Source organism: Bradyrhizobium nivariense, assembly GCF_029846695.2.
GTDB lineage: Bacteria > Pseudomonadota > Alphaproteobacteria > Rhizobiales > Xanthobacteraceae > Bradyrhizobium.
In genome coordinates this window covers 29,244-50,648 of the sequence record NZ_JARWCR020000055.1, presented here as the reverse complement: position 1 = coordinate 50,648, position 21,405 = coordinate 29,244, and the positions used below count along the sequence as shown (strand labels likewise).

General features: G+C 63.4%; 19 protein-coding genes, 1 tRNA gene and 1 pseudogene. 7 read left to right on the top strand and 14 right to left on the bottom strand.

Going from position 1 to position 21,405, the window contains the following annotated elements:
- Positions 1 to 26: 26 nt before the first annotated feature.
- The 10 genes from QCM77_RS32970 to QCM77_RS32925 all read right to left on the bottom strand — a co-directional run bounded on the left by QCM77_RS32970 (position 27) and on the right by QCM77_RS32925 (position 11,665).
- Positions 27 to 1,526 carry a tripartite tricarboxylate transporter permease gene (locus tag QCM77_RS32970; RefSeq protein ID WP_279686264.1) on the bottom strand — a complete coding sequence of 500 codons (1,500 nt, stop codon included), beginning with the start codon at positions 1,524 to 1,526 and terminating at the stop codon, positions 27 to 29.
- Positions 1,527 to 1,538: 12 nt separating this feature from the next.
- Complete coding sequence (locus QCM77_RS32965) at positions 1,539 to 2,006, bottom strand: tripartite tricarboxylate transporter TctB family protein (RefSeq protein WP_279686263.1); 468 nt, start codon at positions 2,004 to 2,006, stop codon at positions 1,539 to 1,541.
- Between the two features lie 23 nt (positions 2,007 to 2,029).
- A complete protein-coding gene (locus QCM77_RS32960) occupies positions 2,030 to 2,809 on the bottom strand; it encodes a carboxymuconolactone decarboxylase family protein (protein WP_279686262.1) in 780 nt (259 codons plus the stop codon).
- Entirely contained in the window at positions 2,806 to 4,326 is a 1,521-nt protein-coding gene (locus QCM77_RS32955; protein ID WP_279686261.1) for an SDR family oxidoreductase, read from the bottom strand. Before QCM77_RS32955 ends, QCM77_RS32960 begins: the two co-directional genes overlap by 4 nt.
- Before the next feature lie 35 nt (positions 4,327 to 4,361).
- Positions 4,362 to 5,135: an SDR family NAD(P)-dependent oxidoreductase gene (locus tag QCM77_RS32950; protein ID WP_279686260.1), complete on the bottom strand. Its 774-nt coding sequence runs from the start codon at positions 5,133 to 5,135 to the stop codon at positions 4,362 to 4,364.
- A gap of 15 nt (positions 5,136 to 5,150) precedes the next feature.
- Positions 5,151 to 6,185, bottom strand: a complete 1,035-nt coding sequence (locus QCM77_RS32945; RefSeq protein WP_279686259.1) for an acyl-CoA dehydrogenase family protein — start codon at positions 6,183 to 6,185, stop codon at positions 5,151 to 5,153.
- Positions 6,185 to 7,396 (bottom strand): acyl-CoA dehydrogenase, encoded by a 1,212-nt coding sequence (locus QCM77_RS32940; RefSeq protein ID WP_279686258.1) that lies wholly within the window; start codon positions 7,394 to 7,396, stop codon positions 6,185 to 6,187. Before QCM77_RS32940 ends, QCM77_RS32945 begins: the two co-directional genes overlap by 1 nt.
- Positions 7,397 to 7,475: 79 nt before the next feature.
- Complete coding sequence (locus QCM77_RS32935; RefSeq protein WP_279686257.1) at positions 7,476 to 8,705, bottom strand: ABC transporter substrate-binding protein; 1,230 nt, start codon at positions 8,703 to 8,705, stop codon at positions 7,476 to 7,478.
- A 54-nt stretch (positions 8,706 to 8,759) separates the two neighbouring features.
- Complete coding sequence (locus QCM77_RS32930; RefSeq protein WP_279686256.1) at positions 8,760 to 10,892, bottom strand: acetate--CoA ligase family protein; 2,133 nt, start codon at positions 10,890 to 10,892, stop codon at positions 8,760 to 8,762.
- A gap of 2 nt (positions 10,893 to 10,894) precedes the next feature.
- Entirely contained in the window at positions 10,895 to 11,665 is a 771-nt protein-coding gene (locus QCM77_RS32925; RefSeq protein WP_279664020.1) for an enoyl-CoA hydratase/isomerase family protein, read from the bottom strand.
- A 207-nt stretch (positions 11,666 to 11,872) separates the two neighbouring features.
- On the opposite strand from QCM77_RS32925, the gene QCM77_RS32920 reads away from it, so the two are divergent.
- Positions 11,873 to 12,853: a tripartite tricarboxylate transporter substrate binding protein gene (locus QCM77_RS32920; protein WP_279686255.1), complete on the top strand. Its 981-nt coding sequence runs from the start codon at positions 11,873 to 11,875 to the stop codon at positions 12,851 to 12,853.
- 36 nt (positions 12,854 to 12,889) lie between these two features.
- Here QCM77_RS32920 and QCM77_RS32915 read toward each other — a convergent pair whose 3' ends face one another.
- Positions 12,890 to 13,570 carry a TetR/AcrR family transcriptional regulator gene (locus QCM77_RS32915; protein ID WP_279686254.1) on the bottom strand — a complete coding sequence of 227 codons (681 nt, stop codon included), beginning with the start codon at positions 13,568 to 13,570 and terminating at the stop codon, positions 12,890 to 12,892.
- Between the two features lie 127 nt (positions 13,571 to 13,697).
- On the opposite strand from QCM77_RS32915, the gene QCM77_RS32910 reads away from it, so the two are divergent.
- On the top strand, positions 13,698 to 14,585 hold the full coding sequence (locus tag QCM77_RS32910) for an SMP-30/gluconolactonase/LRE family protein (protein ID WP_279686253.1): 888 nt from the start codon (positions 13,698 to 13,700) through the stop codon (positions 14,583 to 14,585).
- Here QCM77_RS32910 and QCM77_RS32905 read toward each other — a convergent pair.
- Positions 14,582 to 15,496: a LysR family transcriptional regulator gene (locus QCM77_RS32905; protein WP_279686252.1), complete on the bottom strand. Its 915-nt coding sequence runs from the start codon at positions 15,494 to 15,496 to the stop codon at positions 14,582 to 14,584. The genes QCM77_RS32910 and QCM77_RS32905 overlap by 4 nt on opposite strands.
- Positions 15,497 to 15,624: 128 nt before the next feature.
- Here QCM77_RS32905 and QCM77_RS32900 point away from each other — a divergent pair, with 128 nt between their 5' ends.
- The 4 genes from QCM77_RS32900 to QCM77_RS32885 all read left to right on the top strand — a co-directional run bounded on the left by QCM77_RS32900 (position 15,625) and on the right by QCM77_RS32885 (position 19,014).
- Positions 15,625 to 16,716, top strand: a complete 1,092-nt coding sequence (locus QCM77_RS32900; protein ID WP_279686251.1) for an LLM class flavin-dependent oxidoreductase — start codon at positions 15,625 to 15,627, stop codon at positions 16,714 to 16,716.
- A gap of 42 nt (positions 16,717 to 16,758) precedes the next feature.
- Positions 16,759 to 17,262, top strand: a complete 504-nt coding sequence (locus QCM77_RS32895) for a flavin reductase family protein (protein WP_279686250.1) — start codon at positions 16,759 to 16,761, stop codon at positions 17,260 to 17,262.
- Between the two features lie 60 nt (positions 17,263 to 17,322).
- On the top strand, positions 17,323 to 17,640 hold the full coding sequence (locus QCM77_RS32890) for a hypothetical protein (protein ID WP_279686249.1): 318 nt from the start codon (positions 17,323 to 17,325) through the stop codon (positions 17,638 to 17,640).
- 138 nt (positions 17,641 to 17,778) lie between these two features.
- Complete coding sequence (locus QCM77_RS32885) at positions 17,779 to 19,014, top strand: tripartite tricarboxylate transporter substrate binding protein (protein WP_511337218.1); 1,236 nt, start codon at positions 17,779 to 17,781, stop codon at positions 19,012 to 19,014.
- Between the two features lie 61 nt (positions 19,015 to 19,075).
- On the opposite strand, the gene QCM77_RS32880 is transcribed toward QCM77_RS32885, so the two are convergent.
- Positions 19,076 to 19,381 (bottom strand): hypothetical protein, encoded by a 306-nt coding sequence (locus QCM77_RS32880; protein WP_279686247.1) that lies wholly within the window; start codon positions 19,379 to 19,381, stop codon positions 19,076 to 19,078.
- Positions 19,382 to 19,751: 370 nt separating this feature from the next.
- A pseudogene (locus tag QCM77_RS32875) lies at positions 19,752 to 20,998 on the bottom strand (Y-family DNA polymerase).
- A gap of 247 nt (positions 20,999 to 21,245) precedes the next feature.
- Between QCM77_RS32875 and QCM77_RS32870 the strand changes: the two are divergent.
- Positions 21,246 to 21,319: transfer RNA gene (locus QCM77_RS32870), tRNA-Arg, on the top strand.
- Positions 21,320 to 21,405 lie beyond the last annotated feature (86 nt).

The window sequence follows — 21,405 nt, the reverse complement described above, 5'->3', positions numbered from 1 at the left end:
ATCAGCCCAGCCGACGCGCGACGCTTTCACTCCTGTAACGCCTCCTCCCGCCGCGTGCGGACCGTGGGCAGCATGATCAGGATGACCGCGATCGCGGCTGCGGCCAGCAGCGCGGCCGACAATGGCGATGTCAAAAACACGGTCGCATCGCCGCGCGAGAGCACCATCGCACGGCGGAAATTCTCCTCGATGGCGGGCCCGAGCACTAATCCCAGCAACAGTGGCGCGGCCGGCAGCTGCAGCTTGATCAGCAGATAGCCGAACACGCAGAACAGGGCGGCCTCATAGACCTCGAAGGTCCCGCTGTTGATCGAATAGACGCCGATCGAGCAGAACACCATGATCGCCGGAAACAGGTAACGATAGGGAATGGTGAGCAGCTTCACCCACAATCCGACCAAGGGAAGATTGAGGATCAGCAGCATCAGATTGCCGACCCACATCGAGGCGATCAGGCCCCAGAACAAGGTCGGGTTCTTGGTCATGACTTGCGGACCGGGCTGGATGTTGTGAATGTTCATGGCGCCGACCATCAGCGCCATCACGACGTTCGAGGGCACGCCGAGTGTCAACAGCGGAATGAAGGAGGTCTGGGCTCCCGCATTGTTGGCCGATTCCGGACCGGCGACGCCTTCGATCGCGCCCTTGCCGAACTGCTCGGGGTACTTCGACAGCTTCTTCTCCAGCGTGTAGGAGGCGAACGACGATAGCACCGCGCCGCCCCCCGGCAGCACGCCGAGCAGCGTGCCGAGAGCGGTGCCACGCAGAATGGCCGGAATCATGCGCCGGAAATCCTCCCGCGTCGGAAACAGATTGGCGATCTTCTGCGTCACCAGCGACAGCTTGTCTTCCTGCTCGAGGTTCTTCACGATCTCGGCAAAGCCGAAGATGCCCATCGCCAGCGGCACGAAATCCAGCCCATCGAACAGCTGCGGAACGCCGAAGGCAAAGCGCTGCGTTCCCGTGCTGAGGTCGGTGCCAACAAGACTCAGAAGCATGCCGAGCACGACCATCCCGATGCCTTCGATAAAGGGACCGCTCGATAGCACCGACGCCAGGATCAGGCCGAGGATCATCAGGGCGAAGAATTCCTTGGGACCAAATAGCAGCGCGGCCGCCGTAAGCGGCCCGGCCAGCGCGGCAAGCGCCAGGGTCGCCACGCAGCCCGCGAAGAACGAACCGATGGCAGCCGTCGAGAGCGCCACGCCGGCGCGGCCCTGCTTCGCCATCTGATAACCGTCGATCGTGGTGACGACAGACGATGACTCGCCGGGCAGATTGACCACGATAGCCGTGGTCGAGCCGCCATATTGCGCGCCGTAATAGATGCCCGCCAGCATGATCAGCGCCGCGTCCGGCGGCAGCGCATAAGTGATGGGCAGCAGCATCGCGATGGTGGCGAGCGGACCAAGGCCCGGCAGTACCCCGATCAGCGTGCCCAGCAGACATCCGAAGAAGGCGTAGAGCAGATTGGCCGGCTGCGCCGCGGTGGAGAAGCCGAGCGCCAGATTATGAAAGAGATCCATCAGGCTCCGCCTTCAATTGAACAGCGCCGGCCACACCGGCAGTTGCAGCCCAAGGCCATAGACGAACACCGCGAGGCACAGCGCAATCAGGATGGCCGCGTTCGCCAGCGCGCCCTTCCAGGTGAACTCGGGACTGGCCTTGCTCGACACCATGATCAGGACGAAGAGCGCGCCCACGAGGCCGAGTGGAAACAACAGAAGTGCAAACAGCGCAACCGAACCCGCGACCCAGGCGAGGCCCTTCATGTCCCAACTCTGCAAGGCCTGTCGTTCGGCGGTCCGCCTCACGGCGCCCAGCATCACGACCAGCCCGATGGCCGCGAGCACGATCGCAAGTAGCCGGGGGAAATAGCCCGGCCCCATCCGCGCCGCGGTGCCCGCCGGATAGTTCAGCGCAGTCACAAAGAAGAACACTGCAAAGGCGAGAAACAATGCACCCGAAGCGAAGGCGCGCTGGTCGCGGATGATCGGCCCGGTCATCTTCGTCCTCCCGCTTGTGTTTTCTACGCGCCGACAGCCGGCGACTTGCTCGTCGCCTGACCAATCGCATCCATCAGGAGCGGCACGCCCATGGCGCAGGCATGTACGCCCAGATGGGCCGTCATCTGAAGAACCTGGAGAATTTCGCACCGATCGATCCCAAGCCGCAGCGCTCGCCTGATCTGCAAGCGAAGCCCGTGCGGATTGAGCGCCGTGAAGCATCCGTTCAAGGCGAGCGTGATCAGGCAGCCCGATCGTTCGTCGAGACCGCCGGCCTGACGCCCCACCGCCAACAAATCGAGCATCGCAGCGAAGTAACCGGGATCGGCGCGCAGCCACAGGTCACAGAAGTCCGGCCAGTCGCCGAATTGGGCGACATAGGCGTCACGAAGCGCTTGCTGCTCGTTCGAGAGCCCCGCTTGGTCCGAATCGAGCCCCGCCATCACCAGCTCTTCAGCGAGGATGTCGACGCCGACGTAACAGCCCTCCAGCCCCTGCGCCGTGGCGAGCCGCAACACGTCGACGATCTCCTGCGCGGACGCGCCTTGCTCGAGCGCCAGCTGCATGTGCAAGGCAAGTCCCGAACGAAACAGATGCGTCGCCGATCCATCCAGCGCGACATAGATCAGTTCACACATCTTGCGCGACAGCGGACCGGTTTCGGCGGGATAGCCGCCATAGCGGGCATAGGTTGCAAGAAAGCCCGGGTCGAGCCGCAGCAAGCCCTCCGTCCAGGGCCGCCAGTAACCGCGGGCACGAATGAAAGCTTCCTTCAGGTCCTGCTCTTCGGCCGTGAGAGTCATGAGAGGTCTCCTGCAACGGCGCGATCGGGGCCCGCATAGACGCTGAGCCCACCGTCGACTGCGATGACGCTGCCGGTGACATAGGCGGCGTCCCGGCTGAGCAGAAACGCCGCCGTCTCGGCGATATCCTGCACGGATACTGCGCGCCCTAGCGGCATCCGGCCAATGGCGCTCGACGCCGTTCCCTCGATCGGTCCCGCGGCGATGGCATTGACGCGAATGCCATGCCCGCCCCATTCACACGCCAGTGTGCGCGTGAGCATCGCGACCGCCGCAGTGCTAGCTGCGATCTCGACATCGTGACCGAATGCGACCTCCCCCCCGATCGATGTCAGGTTGAGCAGCGTGCCAAAGCCCTGTCGCTGCAGGACGGGTCCAACCGCCTTCGCGACGCGAAGTGCTCCCGTCAGATGGACGGCGAGTGCGCCACCGGCAGCGGCTACGGCATCCGCGCCAACCGCATTCACCACTCCATCGACGCGCCCGAACCGGCGCGCAATGCTGACGATCGCCTCCGCCATGGCGGGCTCGTCCGAAATGTCGATCGGGAGCGCGTGGCATTCGGCTCCTGCTGCGGCAAGCGCCGCCAATTCGTGGCCGCCAGGATCGAGCACCACGACCGTTGCATCTTCATCGGAGAATCTTCGGGTCATCGCCTGGCCGAGCGAACAGCAGGCACCGACGACAATGTAGGTCGGCCGCCCAGACGGCCCCGCGTTGCCGTTGGCTTCTCGCACAACGCTATGACCGGCGACGTGCGATCCACCATCAACGAGAAAGGTGGCGCCTGTGATGGACGATACGCGCGGCAAGGCCAGAAATGCGATTGTCGCGGCAATTTCCTCGGGCGCCGCCATGCGACCGAGTGGAATTCTTCGAGCCACGGCGACCGGGTCGATGCGGCCGCGCGCGATCAGCGCTTCGACGAGTTCGGTGCGGGTATAGCCCGGCGCAACCGCGTTGACCCTTATTCCATCGCGCGCCCAAGCGCAGGCATGATGCCGCGTCATCGCGAGCACGCCCGCCTTGGAGGCGCTGTAGCCGTTTCGAAACGGCACCGGCCGCAACGCCGCCCCCGACGCGATATTGACAATGGCGCCTCCGCCGGAGCGCCGCATCGCCGCTGCCGCCTGCTCCGCGGCGACAAGGCTGCCGCGCAAATTGACCGCCACGAGATTTTCAAAGACGGACACCGGCTGGTCCACCACACCAACCCCATCCGTGTCGGTACAGCCTGCATTGTTGACGAGCACATCGATGCCACCGAGCCGACCAACGCAATAGCGCACCATCTCGGCGACCTGCTCCGGCTGCGCCATGTCCACGCCGAAGAAGCCGTGCGCTGCCCCAAGCTCGCGGGCGCGGATTGCGGCCTTGTCGGCATCGATGTCGGCGATCAGCACCCGGGCGCCCTGAGCTGCAAAGCGCCGCGCGGCCGCCCAACCGATTCCGGCAGCCGCCCCCGTGATCAGGACGACACGTCCGCTCAGTCCGACTTCCCGTTCCGCTTGCGTCACAGCCAGTCCCCGCGATGCACCTGCGTCGCTTGGCGCTAGGCGATGTTGGTGACGGCAATCCCGCCGTCGACCGTCAGCACCTGCGCCGATATGAATCCGCTATCGTCGCCAGCGAGAAAAGCGATCGCCCTGGCGATATCGTCCACCGTGCCGAGCCGCCCCAACGGCGTGCGTGCGATCCGGCGCGCGTCGAGTTCGGCATTGCGGTTTCGCATCGTGCCTTCGGTCGGAATCGCCGAGGGCGCCACCGCATTCACCCTAATGTTGCGTTCGCCAAGCTCCGCCGCCGCCGCGCGCGTAATGCCCATGACGCCCGCCTTGATGCCGCTATAGACGATGCTGTTCTTGGCCGAGATCAAACCGGCGACGGATGCGACATTAATGATCGCGCCGCCACGCTCGGCGTCCATGGCCTCGGCCGCGGCCTGAATGCCCCAGATGATCGCCTTGAAGCCGATATTGAGCATGCGATCCACGGTCTCGGGCGCAATGTCGGGCACCGACTGGTAGCGGACCCAGGCCGCATTGTTGACGAGGATATCGAGCCGACCCTGCCGCTCCGCATGGCCGAGAACCGCCGCGCGCATTCCGTCGCGGCTTGAGACGTCCTGCGTGATCGCGACCGCGTTCCCGCCGGCCGCCTTGATCGCATCCACCGTCGCATTGACGAATTCAGGCTTCAGATCATTGATGCCGACGATGGCGCCCCGCGACGCCAGCAGCATGGCGGTCGCCCGACCGATCCCGTTCCCGGCACCTGTGACGATCGCAACCTGACCTGCGAGGGCTCTGTCTTTCGTTTCGGTCATGGCGGTTTCCCTTCTTTATCCTGACACTGCGGCAGCGGCGACTGGCGCAATTGCATCGATGTAACGGCGACCGAGCGCGGCCAAGGTCGCGCTGGCTTCTCCCTGCGCCTGCAAAGCGCGGACACGGCGCAAGTGCCGGTGCACCGGCACGTCCCACGTGAAGCCCATGCCGCCATGGATCTGCAACGCGCCTTCGCTGATGGCGCTGCCATAGACACCCGCGGCGAGAAACGCCGCGTCGCGCTGGAGCGGGCCAGCCACGTCGCTCACGCTGCGCGTGATGGCGTGCCGGATGCCCTCGAGCCCGAGTTTCTGTCGGGCCAAGGCATGCCGTATCGCCTGATTATAGGACAGCGCACGGCCAAACTGGCGGCGTGTCGAGGCATGTTCATGTGCGAGCGTCAGGCATGCTTCGGCAGACCCCAAAATAGCGGCCGCGCGCAGCACGTTGGCGTCCGAGCACAGGAGATTCCAAGTGCCCTCGGGCAGAACGCTGGCCGCCGGAATGGTGACACCCTGCAAGCGGACGCTGTGTTCCGGCACGGTCAAATCCAGGCCGCTCGCGTCCTCGATGATTACACCATCGCGATCCGTCGGAACCAGCGCCGCCGCGCCGGCGCCGATCCGCACCAGCAGGTTATCGGCCTCACCGGCGCACGCCGCGCGCGCAACCCAGCCGTTGAGCACAATCGATTCGCCTTCACGCTCAGCACTGACGCTGCCCTGCCAAGCGATCGTCGCCAGCATCTCGCCAGTCACGACGGCTTCAGCCGCGCGCGGCAACGATTCATGCAACGCACGACCGAGCAGCAGCGCTTCCATCAGAGGAAAGCCGAGCAGGCCCGAGCCGGCGGCCGCGACCACGGGCACCGCAAAGGCCAGCGGCAAATCCAACCCGCCGACGCCCTGCGATGCTATCACCCCGAGCAGGCCGTCATTGGCCAAATGCCTTGCCTGCTCCCGCAAACCCAATGCCGCGCAGTCCGCAACCGCGCGTGACGCGGTGACGGCGAACTCGCTTGGCTGCAATCCTTCGCCGCTCAATGTCATCACTTGCCTTTCGAAAGCTGCAGGATCCTGTCGGCGATAATGCCGAGCTGAATTTCGGTCGTGCCGGCATAGATGGTTTCGGCGCGCGCCTGCAGATAGATCGCCTCGAAGCGACGGCGCGCCAGTTGCACGGCTGTGAGCTGCGGCAGCGATGCCTGCGACAGCAGTTCGAGCGCGAGCGCGGCAAAGCGCTGGTGCGCCTCGCTCCAATGCAGCTTTGCCAGGCTGCCTCGCGCACCGATCTTGTCGCCGTTCGCGAGCGCGTCCACCGCAGTCTCGACATGTGCCTTCAGCACCTCGATATCCACCACGACCTCACCGAGCCTGACCTCGTAGTGGCGCTCAGTGACCAGTTGCGCCAGCACGGGATCGCTCTTGCAGGCCGAGATCAGGTGGCGAAGCTCGTTCTCGAAGCGCCAGGACCGGTACATGCGGTTGGTCGCCCGCTCGATCTCGAGCACGCGGATCGCGGCATTCCAGCCTTCATCGGGTGCGCCGAGCGCGTCGGATTGCAGCACCTCGACGTCGTCGAAAAAGACCTCGCAAAAACTCTCGCGTCCGTCGATCGACTTGATCGGCCGCACCCGCACGCCCTTGGCATCGAGCCGCACCGCAAACATGGCAAGGCCGCGATGTCGATCTTCCAGCGGTCCGGTTCGCGCCAGAACCAGGCAGCGCTGGGCGCGGTAGGCCCCGCTGGTCCAGATCTTCTGACCGTTGATCCGCCAAGTGTCGCCATCGCGCGTGGCGCGCGTTCGCAGGCCCGCGAGGTCCGAGCCCGCTTCCGGCTCGGAAAAGCCCTGACACCAGACATCCCGCATCTCGAGGATGGCGGGGAGAAAGCGGTGCTTCTGCTCCTCGGTGCCGACGGCGAGAATGATCGGGCCGGCGAGCTCCTTGCCGATCGAATTGACGCTCTCCGGCATCGCGAGCGTGCCGATCTCCTGGTTTGCGATCAGGTGCTCGCGCAAGGTCCGGCCGTGGCCGCCATAGGCCTTCGGCCAGGTGATGCCGGCAAGCCCGGCGCGATACATCGCCGCTTCCCAGGCAATCGATTGCGACAAGGTCGGCGATGCGAATGCTGCGTCATCGCTGCGAAAGCTCGCCGGCAGATTCGCCCGCAGCCAGCGACGCACGGCGACCCGATACGCCTCGCCGGATAGCTCACCGGTCGTGGCAGCTTCAGGCGGCGCTATTTCAATCACTGTCATCGTCGACATCCCGCTTTAACTTACTCTGCAGGGACCGACACCGGCCGAATATCGGCCGGGTCGCCCCATGATCACCTGCTCATTGCGACTTGAGCAGATCGCACACGCTCTCCGAGGCCGGCCGCCATGCCTCCTCGGCGGGGATGGTTCCCGTGATCTCGTAATAGTCGTAGGTGTATTTGGACTCGGCCGGCGTCTTGATGCGGGCGACGTAGAGCGGACGCATCACCTGCCCGTCGGCGCGGATGCCGACATCCTTCATCTCGAAATCGTTGATCGGCGTGTTCTTCATCTGCTTCATCACAACGTCCCCGTCATCGGTACCTGTTGCCGCGACGGCCTTGAGATAATGCGTGATGGCACTGTAGGTGGCGGACTTGGCCTCGTTCAGGATCTGGCCGTTAAACGCCTCGCCAAAGCGCTTGGAAAATGCGCGCGTTTCGGGATTGAGGTCCCAATAGAACGGCGTGGTCAGCCGCACATTCTCCAGGTCGCGCAGCCCGATGCCGTGCGCCTGGTTGATCATCAGTCCCAGCGGCACGAGCAATTGCTTCGGCGACAGTCCGAATTCATGCGCCTGCTTGATGGCGTTGCCGAAGTCCGCTCCCGAATTGGCGAGCGCGATCGCCTTGGCGCCGCTCGCCTGCGCCGTCAGCAGGAAGGAGGAGAAGTCCGACGAGTTGAGGGGATGCAGCACCGAGCCGACCACCTTGCCGCCACCGGCCTTGATGAAGTTCGTGGCGTCAGCCTGCCAACCCTTGCCGAACGCGTAGTCGACGGTGAGGAAGAACCAGGTGTCGACGCCCTGGGCCAGCAAGGCCTTCACCGTGGCCTTTGGCTGTGCATAGGTGTCCACCATCCATTGCGTGGTCATGGGCGAGCATTTGTCGTTGGTGAAGAACGAACCGGCCGTCCCTGCCAGCATGTAAGGCTTCTTCCGCGCCTTCATGATGTCCTGCACGCCAAGCGCGATCGAGGAGGCCGAGCAGCCGACGATGGTGTCGACGCCCTCATTGTCGAGCCAGCGCAGCGCGACCGCGACGCCGATATCGGGCTTGTTCTGGTCGTCGGCGACGACGAGCTCGATCTTCTTGCCATTGACGGTGCCGCCGAAATCGCTGACCGCAAGTCTCGCTGCGGCCACTGAACCGGGGCCGCAATTGTCGGCATACGGGCCGTTCTGGTCGTTCATGATGCCGATCTTGATTACGTCGCCGGAGACGCCTTGCGCACGCAGCGGCATCGCCAGGACCAACAGAGCGCCCAACATCACGGCGATGTTGAGAAGACGGGTATTGAGCTTCGTCATGGATTCCTCCCTACAATCATTGAGCCGACTTCGCGGTTCTTGTTGATCGACGTCTCACTGGTGATGCGTTGGTGGGCCGCCGTGCGGCACGAGCAGTGCGTCGAGTGCGATAGCGCCCTCGCCTTCCGCCTTCAGCAGCAGTGGATTGATGTCGATTTCCGACACCGTGTCCGCGTGTGCAACAGCGAAGCGCGACAGAGCAGCGATCGCGTTCGCCGCGGCCTTGAGATCGGTGCGCTGCCGTCCGCGCGCCCCGTCGAGGACAGCGAACGCCTTGAGCGATTTCAGCATCGCTATGGCCTGCGTCTCGTTCACAGGCGCCATCTGCACGGCGGTATCCCGGACGATCTCCGCAAAGATGCCGCCAAGGCCGACCATGATGACCGGTCCGAACACCGGATCGATCCGGCTGCCGAGGATCAGCTCGGACAGGCCCCGCGCCATCGGGGCGACGATCACGCCATCGATCACCGCGCGCGGCGCCTTCGTGGTAACACCCGCCAGCATCTGGGTATGGGCCTGCCGCACCTCCTCCTCGGAGCGAAGGCCAACAGCAACGCCGCCGACCTCCGTCTTGTGCGGCAGATCGGGCGAGGCGATCTTCAACACCACGGGAAAGCCGATTTCGCGCGCGGCTCGCGCCGCAGCATCGGCGTCCGACACCAGCCGCTCGCCAAGCACGGGGATACCGGCGTCCGCCAGCGCTCGCTTGGCGCCGGGCTCATGCCGGAACGCGTCGGCGGCCAGCGGCGAAGCCTTTGCAATGGCAGGCTGGCTTGGTTCCCTTGGCGCGGTCGCCAACGCCTGCAATCGCGCCAGCGCCGCAATGATGGCGCAGCAGCCGTCAAAGCTCGCAATCGTCGGATAGCCCAAGAGATGTAATTCAGCGAGCGCATCCGGCGGGCCCTCGACACACAGAATGACGGGCCGATCGGGATACTGCGCGCGGATGGTGCGCAAGGTCTCCATATAGACCGAGCGCAGGCGTGGCATGTGCAGCGAGAACGGCAGCGGCAGCACGATCACGTCGGAGCGGTCGTCAGCCACGACCGCCGACAGGATCTTCTGCAGCATATCGGGTCGGCTGGACATCTGCGCGGTGGCATCGACCGGATTGCGCGCTGACGCAAACGGCACGAGCTCGAGGATCGCGCGCTGCGTCGCTTCGCTCAGCTCCGGCAGCGACAGCCCGACGGCCTGCGCCGCATCGGCGAGCAACACGCCAAAGCCGCCCGATGCCGTCACGACCGCAAGGCGCGGCCCCTTCGGCAACCGATCCGGTAAGAGGATGGAGGCCGCATGACCGAGATCGATCAATTCCTCGATGCTGCGCACCCGAACTGCGCCGTAACGCGCGAGCAGCGCATCAAACACGGCGTCCGATCCCGCCATGGCCCCGGTGTGCGACGCCGCCGCAGCCTGCCCCGCCTCCGATGTGCCGACCTTCAGCGCAATGACCGGCTTTCCGGCATCGCGCGCCTCGGTCAGCGCGGCGATGAGCCGACCGGCATCGCGGCAAGCCTCGAAGCAGCACAGGATGACTTTCGTAGCAGGATCACGGGCCATCCACGCGATACCGTCGGCAATGTCGATGTCGCACTCGTTGCCGGTGGTCATGAAGCGGCTGATGCCGGCGCCGCGATCACTCGCCATGCGCATGGTGTAGCTGCCAAGATTGCCGCTTTGCGAGACGATGCCGAGCGAGCCGGCCGTCGGCATGCTGTGCTCGAGCACGATCGAGAACGTGGCGATGGCGCGTTCGGCGATACTGACCGCGCCGAGACAATTCGGTCCCAACAGACGCATGCCGGTCCGGCGCGCCGCCGTTTGCAATCGATCCTGCATCGCGCGCCCCTGCTCGCCGAGTTCGGCGAAACCGGAGGAGAACACAACGACGCTGCGAACGCCGCGCGCAGCGCATTGCTCCACCGCTTCGGCCGCCCTCTCGGCGTCGACCGCGATGATGGCCAGATCAGGAGCTTCGGGCAATTCAGCCACAGACGCGTAGGCCTGAAGACCCTGGACCACCGCGGCCTTCGGATTGACCGGATAGATCCGGCCCGCATAGCCGTAGCGGCGCAGCAGATCGACTGGCCGACCACCGATCTTGGTCGGCTCCTGAGATGCGCCGACGATCGCGATCGAGCGCGGCGACATCAACGCGTCGAGACCCTCTCCCGGCCGCATGATCAGCGTCCCTTGAACACCGGCGCGCGCTTCTCCAGGAAGGCCATGCGCGCTTCCTTGGCGTCCTCGGTCTTCGACAGCGCCATGGTGATGTTCTGCTCGAAGCGATAGGCATCGCGCGGCGGCATCAGCTCGACCATGTTGGCCGCATTCTTGGCGTACTCGATCGCAATCGGACTCTTGGCGGCGATCTCGCGCGCGATCTTCATCGCCTCGGGCATGAGATCCTCCTTGCTGGTGCAGGCCTCGATGATGCCGAGGCGATAGAGCTCGCCGGCCGGCACCCGGTAGCCGGTGAAGAACATCCGCCGCATCAGCGAGCGCCCGAACAGCGTGTTGAGCATCGCCGCACCGCCGGCGAGGCCGACATTGATCTCGGGCATGCCGAACACGGCTTCTTCGGAGGCGTAGAAGATGTCGCACGACGCCATCAGGCCGAGGCCGGCACCCAATGCAACGCCGTTGATCGCGGCGATGACGGGCTTGGAACATTCGCGGATGCAGTTTCCGGTTTCGCGGGTGATGCGGTTATGGTCATGGAACGCGCCGACCTTCGCCGGGTCCGGACGGTCTTTGAGGTCGGCGCCGCTGCAGAAGATCTTGCCGTTGCCGGTGAGGATCGCCACGCGGACGTCGCTGCGCTCGGAGATCTCGTCGAACACACTGACGATGCGGTCGCGCATCGCGCGATTGAGCGCATTCACCGGAGGACGGTTCAGCGTCACGATTGCGATATGGTCGGATACTTCGAGCGTCACGATGTCATCGGACATGGCTTCCTCCTGGCTTTGCTTGATCTTGACGTCGTGGTCTTCGACGTTGGCGACGACTTTTATCGCCTGACCGATCGGTCAGTCGATTGGCTCATAACACCAGGGTTGCCGGCTTGCAATAGCCGCGACGATAGACCTGTTGACTGACCGATCGGTCAGGTCGTAGATTTGGACCAACCGACCACAAACTCACCGGGAGAAATCGCCATGGCCGAAATCAGCCGGCGTCAGGCCGCAACCCTCATGGCCGGCGCCATCATCGCGCCGTTTGCCGCGCCCGCGATCGTGAGGGCGCGCTCGTCGCAGACCATCTTCATCATCGTGCCCTATGCCAGCGGCGGCTCGATCGACAGCCTGATGCGCTCGATCGCAAAGGGAATGTCGGAGACACTCGATCAACCGGTTCTGGTCGACAACAAGCCCGGCGCCAACGGCATCGTCGGATCGCAATATGTGGCGCGCGCGCCCAAGGACGGCACCGTCCTGCTCGCCGGCGGCACTGGCCCGATCTCGCTGAACGTCCTGCTGCGCAAGAACCTGCCCTACAGGCTCGCGGATTTTGCATCCGTTGCGATGCTTTGCAACGGTCCGCTGTCGCTGACCGTGAACGCAAAGATGCCGGTCACCGATGTGAAGAGCTTCGTTGCCTACGCCAAGAGCCGCGACAAACCGCTGTTCTACGCCACGCTCGGCCCCGGCAGCGTCACGCATCTGTTCGGGATCATGATGGGAAAATCGATGGGGTTCGCTGTGACCGACGTCGCCTATCGCAACAATCCGGCGTCGATCATGGAAATGCTGTCGGGCGAATGCGATCTCAATTTCGCAACGCCCGCCGCCGTCATCGAGCACGTCAAATCGGGCCAGCTGCGCCTGCTCGCCGTCTCCTCGGACAAGCGCATGCCGAACCAGCCCGATGTTCCGACATTCGCGGAGTCGGGCTATTCAGAGCTTTCAGCATCGTTCTGGACCGCGCTGCACGCGCCCGCCGGCACGCCGCGCGACGTTATCGAACGACTGAATGCAGCAGCCAACGCCGCGATGCAGAAGCCTGATATCGCAAAACAGCTGGAAACCGATGGATTGCAAGCCGATACCGGCGCGCCGCAATTGCTCGACTCCCAACTGAGCAGCGACGCAGCTCTCTGGGGACCCGTGATCACGGCGCAACATATTGCGCTCGAATGAAGCGGGCTTGCCCTCACTCGCAGGACCGCCTCGGCCTCAGTTGCCAGCGCGCTTTCGTCGGGCCTGCTTGGGCTGCTCACCGGTCGGCGGCTCTCCGAAATCCGGGTTACGGAGACCATTGAACACCATGTCGAAGAAGATATCGGCGATCTGCTCGGGCGTTGCCGTCTTGTTGGGATTGTACCACCGATGCATCCAGTTCAGGGACGACAGGATCAAGCGTCCGGTCATTGGAACATCGAGCTTGCGGATCTCGCCGGCGTCGATCGCGTCCTGGATCAAGCCGCGCAGGAAGTTCTCGAACCGGTCGCGGCGCGTCAGCCTTTCTTTCTGCCTGTGACGATCCGGATCGTTCCAGAAGGCCGTCGTCGATGCGATCCAGGCCCAGCGATAGCGCCGGAAATATTCGGCGGTCGCGACCATGAAGGCGCGGATCTTCTGCGACGGTGGGCCGTCCGGAATCCGGTCGCGCACGAACAGATACAATTCGAGCGTAGAGCCGACCGCCACGCGCGCGTAAATCTCGTCCTTGTTGGAGAAGTGATGATACAGCAGCGATTTCGAGATGCCGCAAGCGACCGCAATGTCGCGCATCGACGTCCCATCATATCCCTTGGTGGCGAACAGCCGCGCGGCTTCCGCGAGAATCTGCAGGACACGATCGGACTGCTCTGCCTGATTGGCGGTTCCGTCCTTTGTCGTCGATAATTCAACCATCGAACCTGCAATCTGCCCTGACGCATCCAAACAGGCCGACCATCGACCAGCACATGGAAACAACCGTAGTTTTTCACCGACCGATCGGTCAAGCCCGCTCTGTCCTGCGGACCAAAGAGGCGCCCTGATGAACCCGGTCCCACGCATCACACGTATCGGCGAAACCACAGACCAGCTCGGAGAGAGCCCGGTGTGGGATGACCGCACGCAGTCATTGTACTGGATTGATTCGCTGGCGGGATTGATCCGCAGATTGTCCTCTGCGACTGGCGCGATCGAGGAGTTTCAGGTACCCGCTCCGATCGGATCGATGGCCCTGGCGGACAATGGCGATGCGGTCCTGGCGCTGCGCCATGGTTTTGCGTGCTACGATTTCCGGACGCGAGGCCTGACCCCGGGTCCCTCGATCGGCCTCGATCACCCCATGCTCCGCTTGAATGACGGCAAGGCGGATCCCTATGGACGCTTTCTGGCCGGCACCATGCAAGGCGGGCGGACTGAGGAGGAAAAGCCGCTCGGCGGCCTCTATCGCATCGACGCATCGGGCGCCATCGCGCAGCTCGAAACCGATCTCGCCGTGACCAACGGCCCATGCTTCAGTCCCGACGGCAAGACCTTCTATCTCGCCGACACGGCGCGGCACGTGATCTGGGCTTATGACTACAGCCGCGATGGCCCGCTTGCGAACAAGCGCGTCTTCGCCAACATGGATCCTCTCGGCTCGGGCGGCGATGGGGCGACGGTCGATGCGGAGGGGTATCTGTGGACCGTGCTCGTCCGCATCGGGGCAATCGCGCGGCTCGCGCCGGATGGGACGATGGTGCGCAAAATCGACATACCCGTCCGCCATCCGACCAGCGTGACGTTCGGCGGCGCCGGCCTCGATGTCCTCTATGTGACGTCGATCTCGCGCAGCACTCACCTCTTGGACGAGACGCCCGGCGCCGGCGGATTGTTCGCCGTCGAGGGTCTCGGCGTGACAGGGCTGCCGGCCCACAGGGTCGACACGCGCTAGGTGGATCGCTTGATCTGCCGCGGCACGCTGTCCGCCATGTAGTCGACGAAGACCCTGATCTTTTCCGGCAGGTAGCTGCTCTGCTGGAAGGCGGCGTAGATGCCCTCGTCGAACGTCGAATTGGTGACACGGAATCCGGGCAGCAGCCGCACCAGTTGCCCGCCCTTCAGCTCGTCCGCGACCGTGTAATCGTCGAGCAGCGCGATGCCATGACCGCCCACCGCGAGATCGCACAGGATGATGCCGTTGTTGCTGCTGAATGAGGACGGAACGACGACCTCCCGAAGCCTGCTCTTGCGCATGAACTTCCAGACCACATCGTCCGGCCCCATCCAGTAGGTCAGGCAGTTGTGCCCCGCCAGATCATCCGGCCCGCGCAGCTTCGGCATCCGCGCGACATAATCCGGTGACGCCACCAGGATGCGCTCGCTCCGCACCAGGCGGCGCTGCATCAGGCCTGGGTCTTTTGGCGCGGCGATCTGGAAATCGATATCGAACTCCTCCTCGCGGAGGAGGACACGCCGCTCCGACAGCCGCAGCTCGACCTTCAACTCCGGATACAGCTTCTGGAACTGCGGAATCAACGGTGACAGCACCTTGATGCCGAACAGCGTCCGCGAATGAACCCGAAGCGTTCCGCGCGGCGTGCTCTGGAGGGAAAGCGCCGCAGCCTCTGCATCCTCGATGCCGTGCAGCACCTGCTCGGTTCGCTGGAAGAAGATTTTTCCAGCCTCGGTCAAGCCGAGATGGCGGGTGCTGCGGTTGATTAATTGCACGCCGAGCTGGGCCTCGAGCTCGCCGACATAGCGCGACACCGACGCCGGCGAGAGCCCCGCCCGGCGGCCGGCCGCGGAGAAACTGCCTTCGCGGACGCTGCTGACGAACAATTCCATAGCCTGGAGGCGATTCATCGATCTTTTCAGATTCTGCAAAAGACATGCTCAGATTACGCCAATTGTTCGAAAAATCTCAAGGCCATAACCTTGCTTCAACCGGTCGAAAAACGGCCGCAGCGCAATATGGTGGAGGAATGCATCCCATGGAATTCGGCGTTTTCATCCTGGCGCAGCAGCGCGGCTATCATCAGACCTCGCAGCAGGTCATCAACAACGCGGTCGAGCAGACGGTGGCCGCGGAAGCCGCCGGCTTCGATACGGCCTGGTATGCCGAGCATCATTTCAACAATTACAGCCTGTGCCCCTCGCCGCTGATGATGGTCGCGCATTGCGCCGGACTGACCAAGCGCATCAGGCTCGGCACCGCGGTCTGCGTGCTGCCGCTGTATCATCCCGCGCGCCTGCTGGGCGAGATCGGTTTTGCCGACACGGTCTCGAACGGCCGCCTCGATCTCGGCATCGGCTCGGGCTACCAGCAATTCGAGTTCGATCGTTTCGGCGTCGACCTGAAGAACTCACACTCGTTGTTCGCCGAGCTCTACGACGTGCTTGAAGCCGGCATGAAGGAACACGTCTTCTCCTATTCCGGCCAGCATCTGCAGATTCCGCCGACCTCCATCGCGGTGCGTACCGTGCAGAAGCCGATGCCGCCGATCTGGGTAACGTCGGGACATGCGGAGACGCTCGGCCGCGCCATCCGGGACGACCACAATCTGTTCGTCACCGCCCTGCTCAACGGTACCGACGCCATCAAGGCGCTGCGCGAGCGGCTCGAAGGCATCGCTGCCAAGGAAGGCCGCTCGATCGACGACACACATTTCGGCTTCCTGCGCTGCGCCTATGCCAGCGACAATGACAGCGAGATCCAGTCGTATCTGGACAATGCGCGCTTCCAGCGCCGGCTCTCCGAAAGCCTGAAGTTCCGCCGTGCCCAGAGCGATGACGGTTACCTCATCAAGGAAGAGGCCGGGCCGAACGACATGAGCCTCGAGACGATGCGGAGCAACTTGCCCGTCGGCAGCGTCAACCAGGTGATCGACCGCATGCTGGAAGAGATCAGCATTCTCAAGCCGACTCACATCGCGCTTCAGACCCAGCTCGGCGATTTCGACCAGCGCACGATGCTGCGCCAGATCGAGCTGTGGGGCAGCAAGATCATTCCCGCGATCCGGAAGGAGCTGAAATCCGCTACCGCCGGACGCGGCAAGATCGCGGGCGAAGCGGTTTCCGCGTAGCCCTGGTACCCTCGCGTAGGGAGGAACGTCATGGGATGTCAAATGGCTCAAATGACCGATTTCCGCTCGGTTGAGGCCGCCGAATTCCGGCTCGCCATGCGGAACCTCGCCTGCGGTGTCGCGATCGTGGCGACGGGACGTGAGACCGCACGGCGTGGATTGACCGTGAGCTCCGTCACCTCGCTGTGCATGGAGCCGCCCTGCCTGCTCGTCGGCGTCAATGCGAGCTCCGAAACGTATGCTGCCATTCTCGCCAACGACCGCTTCGGGGTCAGCCTGCTCGGCCGAGGCCAGGAGGATCTGGCGCTGCGTTTCGCGGGCGGCGCCAAGGGGGCCGAACGCTTCGCGACAGCACCTTGGCAGCAAGGCGTCCTCGATGTCCCCCTGCTCGAACCGGCGATCGGCATCTTGGAGTGCGTGCTGCATCATCACCACTTGGTCGGCACGCACGGTCTCTTCATCGGCAGAATCGTCGCAACCCGCGGCGGGAACGGCGATCCCCTACTCAACTATCAGGGGACGCTGCGCGCGTTGCCGCAGGCATAGTTGACGTTCGGTGCTAGCGAAGCGGCATAATTGCAACACGAATAGAAGGATAGCGGCTCCGTGATCATCGAATGCTTCTACGGCGGCATGGTCCAGCTGAGCGAGCCGCTCGACTTCCGAAACTTCAAGCTGGTGCTGCATGCCGATGCAGGATCTAAAGCGCAGGGGTGGCAAGGGATTACGCTGCTCGACAATCGGGATGCGCTCGTTTCGGTCGATCTCGTTCCAACCCTTGCCGGTTGCCCCGGCGGGGCCAACTGGGCTCAAGGCTACGCGGACATGATCGCCAAGGCCGGCGAGCATGGCTGGATTGATCCAGAACGGAACGTTATCCGGGCTCATGTCGAACGCGCGGCCGAGACGAGTGGCCTCAGTTAGCACGCGCAGATCTGCTGGCCTTCACGTCGGTCGCCGTCGACGTGAACTCGGCGACGCACAGCGGCGCTCCCGTCAACATTCAGAACTCAATTGCGGACGATGCCTCAATTTTTTAGTCGCCAAGAATGGAATGTACCAATGATCACAGAGTGTCCAGCTGAAGGCGATCTACAACTGACGGAGCCGTTTGACTTCCCGACGTTCGAGGGATCGCTGAAGGATAACGCAGGCATCCAATCGCTTGAGCAAGCCAGGATGATTATCATTGATGACGGCAATGTCCTCGCGCCCACGGCTCTGGTTCCAGCCCTGCTCGGCGGTCCGCCTGGCCCTGCTGCAGCATTTGGCACGCGCCGCGGCCTGAGGGGGCGCCGCGGAGGGGTGGTGGCGAGCGCGCTCCTATGTCTCGTCGTCGCGACGACGCTGGTGTTTCAGACGAGCGCCGCGACGGCCCAGACGGCGGCGGAAACTTGGCCGAACCGAGCGATCACTTGGATAGTACCGTTCGGGGCTGGCGGCGTCACCGACCTCGTCTCGCGCAAGATCGCAGAGCTGCTGCGGACGCGGCTTGGGCAGCCCGTGGTGGTAGAAAATCGACCCGGCGCTGGCGGGACCATCGGGACGGAGTTCGTTGCCCGGGCCCAGCCTGACGGCTACATGGTGCTCTACGCCTCGGGCGGGCCTATGACGATCCAGCCAAACCTAGGAATGACGAAGCCGAATTACGACCCGCTCAAGAGCTTTGTTCACGTCCGTGGCGTGAGCTCGTCAAATCAGATCCTCGTCGCGACTGCAGCAGCGCCATACAACACGCTGGCTGAGTTCGTGGCCTACGCGAAGGCTAGCCCGGGCAAGATCAACTTTGGCTCCCCGGGGCCCGGCACCGCCCAGCACCTCGCCGGCGAGATGTTCCAGGCGGCCGCCGGGATCACGCTGACACACGTGCCCTACAAGTCGGGCTCGAGCCAGATGACCGACATGATGTCCGGCATCCTGGATGTGTCCTTCGACTATCTCAGCGTGCTCAGGCCGCTGATCGACACCGGCAAGGTCAAGGTGCTCGGCACCACCGGTGCGGCGCGGTTGGCCGCGCTGCCCGATGCGCCGACGGTCCTCGAGGCCGGCTACCCGGACGCCGTCAGTGTCGGCTCAACCTGGGTCGCGCTCCCGGCCGGGACAGACCCGAAAATCGTAAGCAAGCTCTCTGAGGCACTCAGCTCTGTCCTTGCCGACCCAGGCCTCGTCGCCGACCTCGTCACCAACGGCCAAGTGTCGATTGCCGACAAGGGGCCGGCCGAGATGGTCCCGTTCATCGTCAAGGAGACCGCAAGTTACAAGCGGGTGATCGACAACACAGGCATCGCCGTCCGTTAGCTCTGGCGCACGGGGTCAAACACCGGCCACAGCAGCGCCGCCGTTCGCACGAATGTCGTGTTCAGCCAATTCTGAAAATGTCTTGCCGCGGGGTCAAGTATTTCAGCGACGAGTGCGGGCGCTCCGCCACAATAGCAATTGGTTGGGTCGGTGAGAATGCCGCTTGTGCTGACGTGATGACTGCTATTGGCCCCCTTTGGCGTTCGCCGTGCATCACCTGACGACTCAGCTTCTTGCTATGACTAAAGCGAGTCCGCCCGTGCGGTGCATCGAAGGTTAGTGTCCTGAGGCCAGCCGAGAATTGGGATACGTCAGTTGGCATTCTGCCGCCGAGCTTCTCAAGCATGAGCAGGATGGTCTTGATCATCACTGCGCGGTGCTTGTCTTCGGCTTCCTGGTCGGCACCGCCGGACTGTTGTTTGCGCTGCCTGCGCTTGTGACCCTCTCTGCATCACGGGACCGAGATCGCCCGGAGAAGGGTTTATTGGTTGCGGGGAGGCGCAACCACCGATACCGACAATCGCTTCAAGTCCAGATCTGAGCGAGGCCCCCATGCGTCCCGAACGCAGTGAGCATCTTCTAAGTTGTTGATTTTTCTTGTCCAGGCAGGTGCTTCCGTCACGTTCTGTTCACGGTCGTTTCACCCAATTCGTTGCGATTTCGTTGCGGCGTTCTCGCGCCAGGGCTCGCACGCGTTGGACGCACATTGCTGCGGCCTTTCCCGTTACGGATGACGGTCATAAGTCTTTTTCAGCGAGCTCGCGAAACTCGTCAGGAACCGAATGAAAGATGCTCAACGCCACCGAGCCATAGCCAATGGCATCCCATCCAAAACGATCACGGATCTTATCGACGGCACGGTCGGCCGCCCAACGTGCCATGCCTATTTTGCTGCCGGGGCGACGGGGTTCATCGTGAAGCCCAAGCGGAAGGTCCAGCTCCAGATCCCAGTCCTCCTCAAGGTGCGACACTGAGATCGCGAGGAGCGAAATGGTCTTCTCGTCAGGGTAATCTGCGAGGACGGCGCGCACCAGGTCCGCGGCGAGTTCGGCAAGGATCACAGTCGCCGAGATTGGCGCGTCGAGCGTTACCGAGCGCGTAGCGGAGTTCAGATTGGCGAAGCGAACACGGACCGTCACGGTTCGGCCCGGCCTTGCCTTAGCCCAGAGCCGGGTGCCGATTCGGTCCGCAAGGTGAAGCAGGATCGGTCGAATAACTCGCTCTTCAGCGGGCTTCCTGCCGATCGCCGATTGCGCTCCTGCCGAGCCGGCTCGGCGGTGAGCTTTGATTTCCCATGGATCACGATTCCAAGCCAGCGCTGCGAGTTTCTCCCCAGCAGCGGGGCCGAGCAACCGCTCGAGCGACCATCCCGGTGTCGTCGCCAACTGCCCGGTCATCACTACGCGTATCTCGGCCAGCCGCGCCTTGGTGACCGGGCCCACTCCCCACATCAGTTCGACGGGCAGATGGTGAAGGAATTGCAGCTCGGTGTCAGGATCGACGATCACCAGCCCATCGGGCTTGGCCACTTGCGACGCAATCTTTGCAAGATGCTTGGTGCGAGCCACGCCGACTGAAATCGGAAGGCCGAGCTCAGCCCGCACACGTCGGCGGATTGTCCTCGCAATTTCGTCAGGTGGACCGAAGAGATAGGTACAGCCAGCAACGTCGGCGAAGGCCTCGTCGATGGAGATCCGCTCCACGAGCGGTGTGAAATCGCCGATCACCTTGATGGCGGCATCGCCCAGCCGTTGGTATTCCTTGAAATGCCCGCTCAAAAAGTGAGTTGCGGACAGAGTTCGCGCGCTCGCCGTCCCGGCATCCCCCCGCTGACCCCGAAGGCACTGGCTTCGTAGGAAGCGGCAAGCACGACGCCACTACCGACCGCGACGGGTTTGCCGCGCAATGAAGGATCAAGCAGCTGCTCTACGGAGGCATAGAAGGCGTCCAGGTCCGCATGAAGAATGGTGGCTGTCGTTGCCATCCGATCGTTCGCTCGTCTCGTTTCGAGGAAACCCTCGCCGAGAACATAATGAGAACACGGGCAGCAGGTGTCGAGCCGATTTGTGAATGACAGAAAGCCATGGCTGGGCGCCCCTTAGTAAACACGCTGCCGATGGCAAGTATTCGAACGCAACAGATGGCGGGGACTGCACGAATGTCCGGTCTTAACCCCTCTCGCAAACTTTCTCGAGTAGGTTCAAATGCCTGACGTGCAACCGTCTCAAATTGCTATCTGAGGCGGCCGCTTAGCGTTGCCCTCCGAAGGCGAAGGCCACACGTTCGAATCGTGTCGGGTGCGCCAAATATGATCGGGACCTTTGATATTGCTATTCTCGTACCGAGATCGTCCCACCGCGAAATAAAAAAACTCGAACCACAACCAATCTC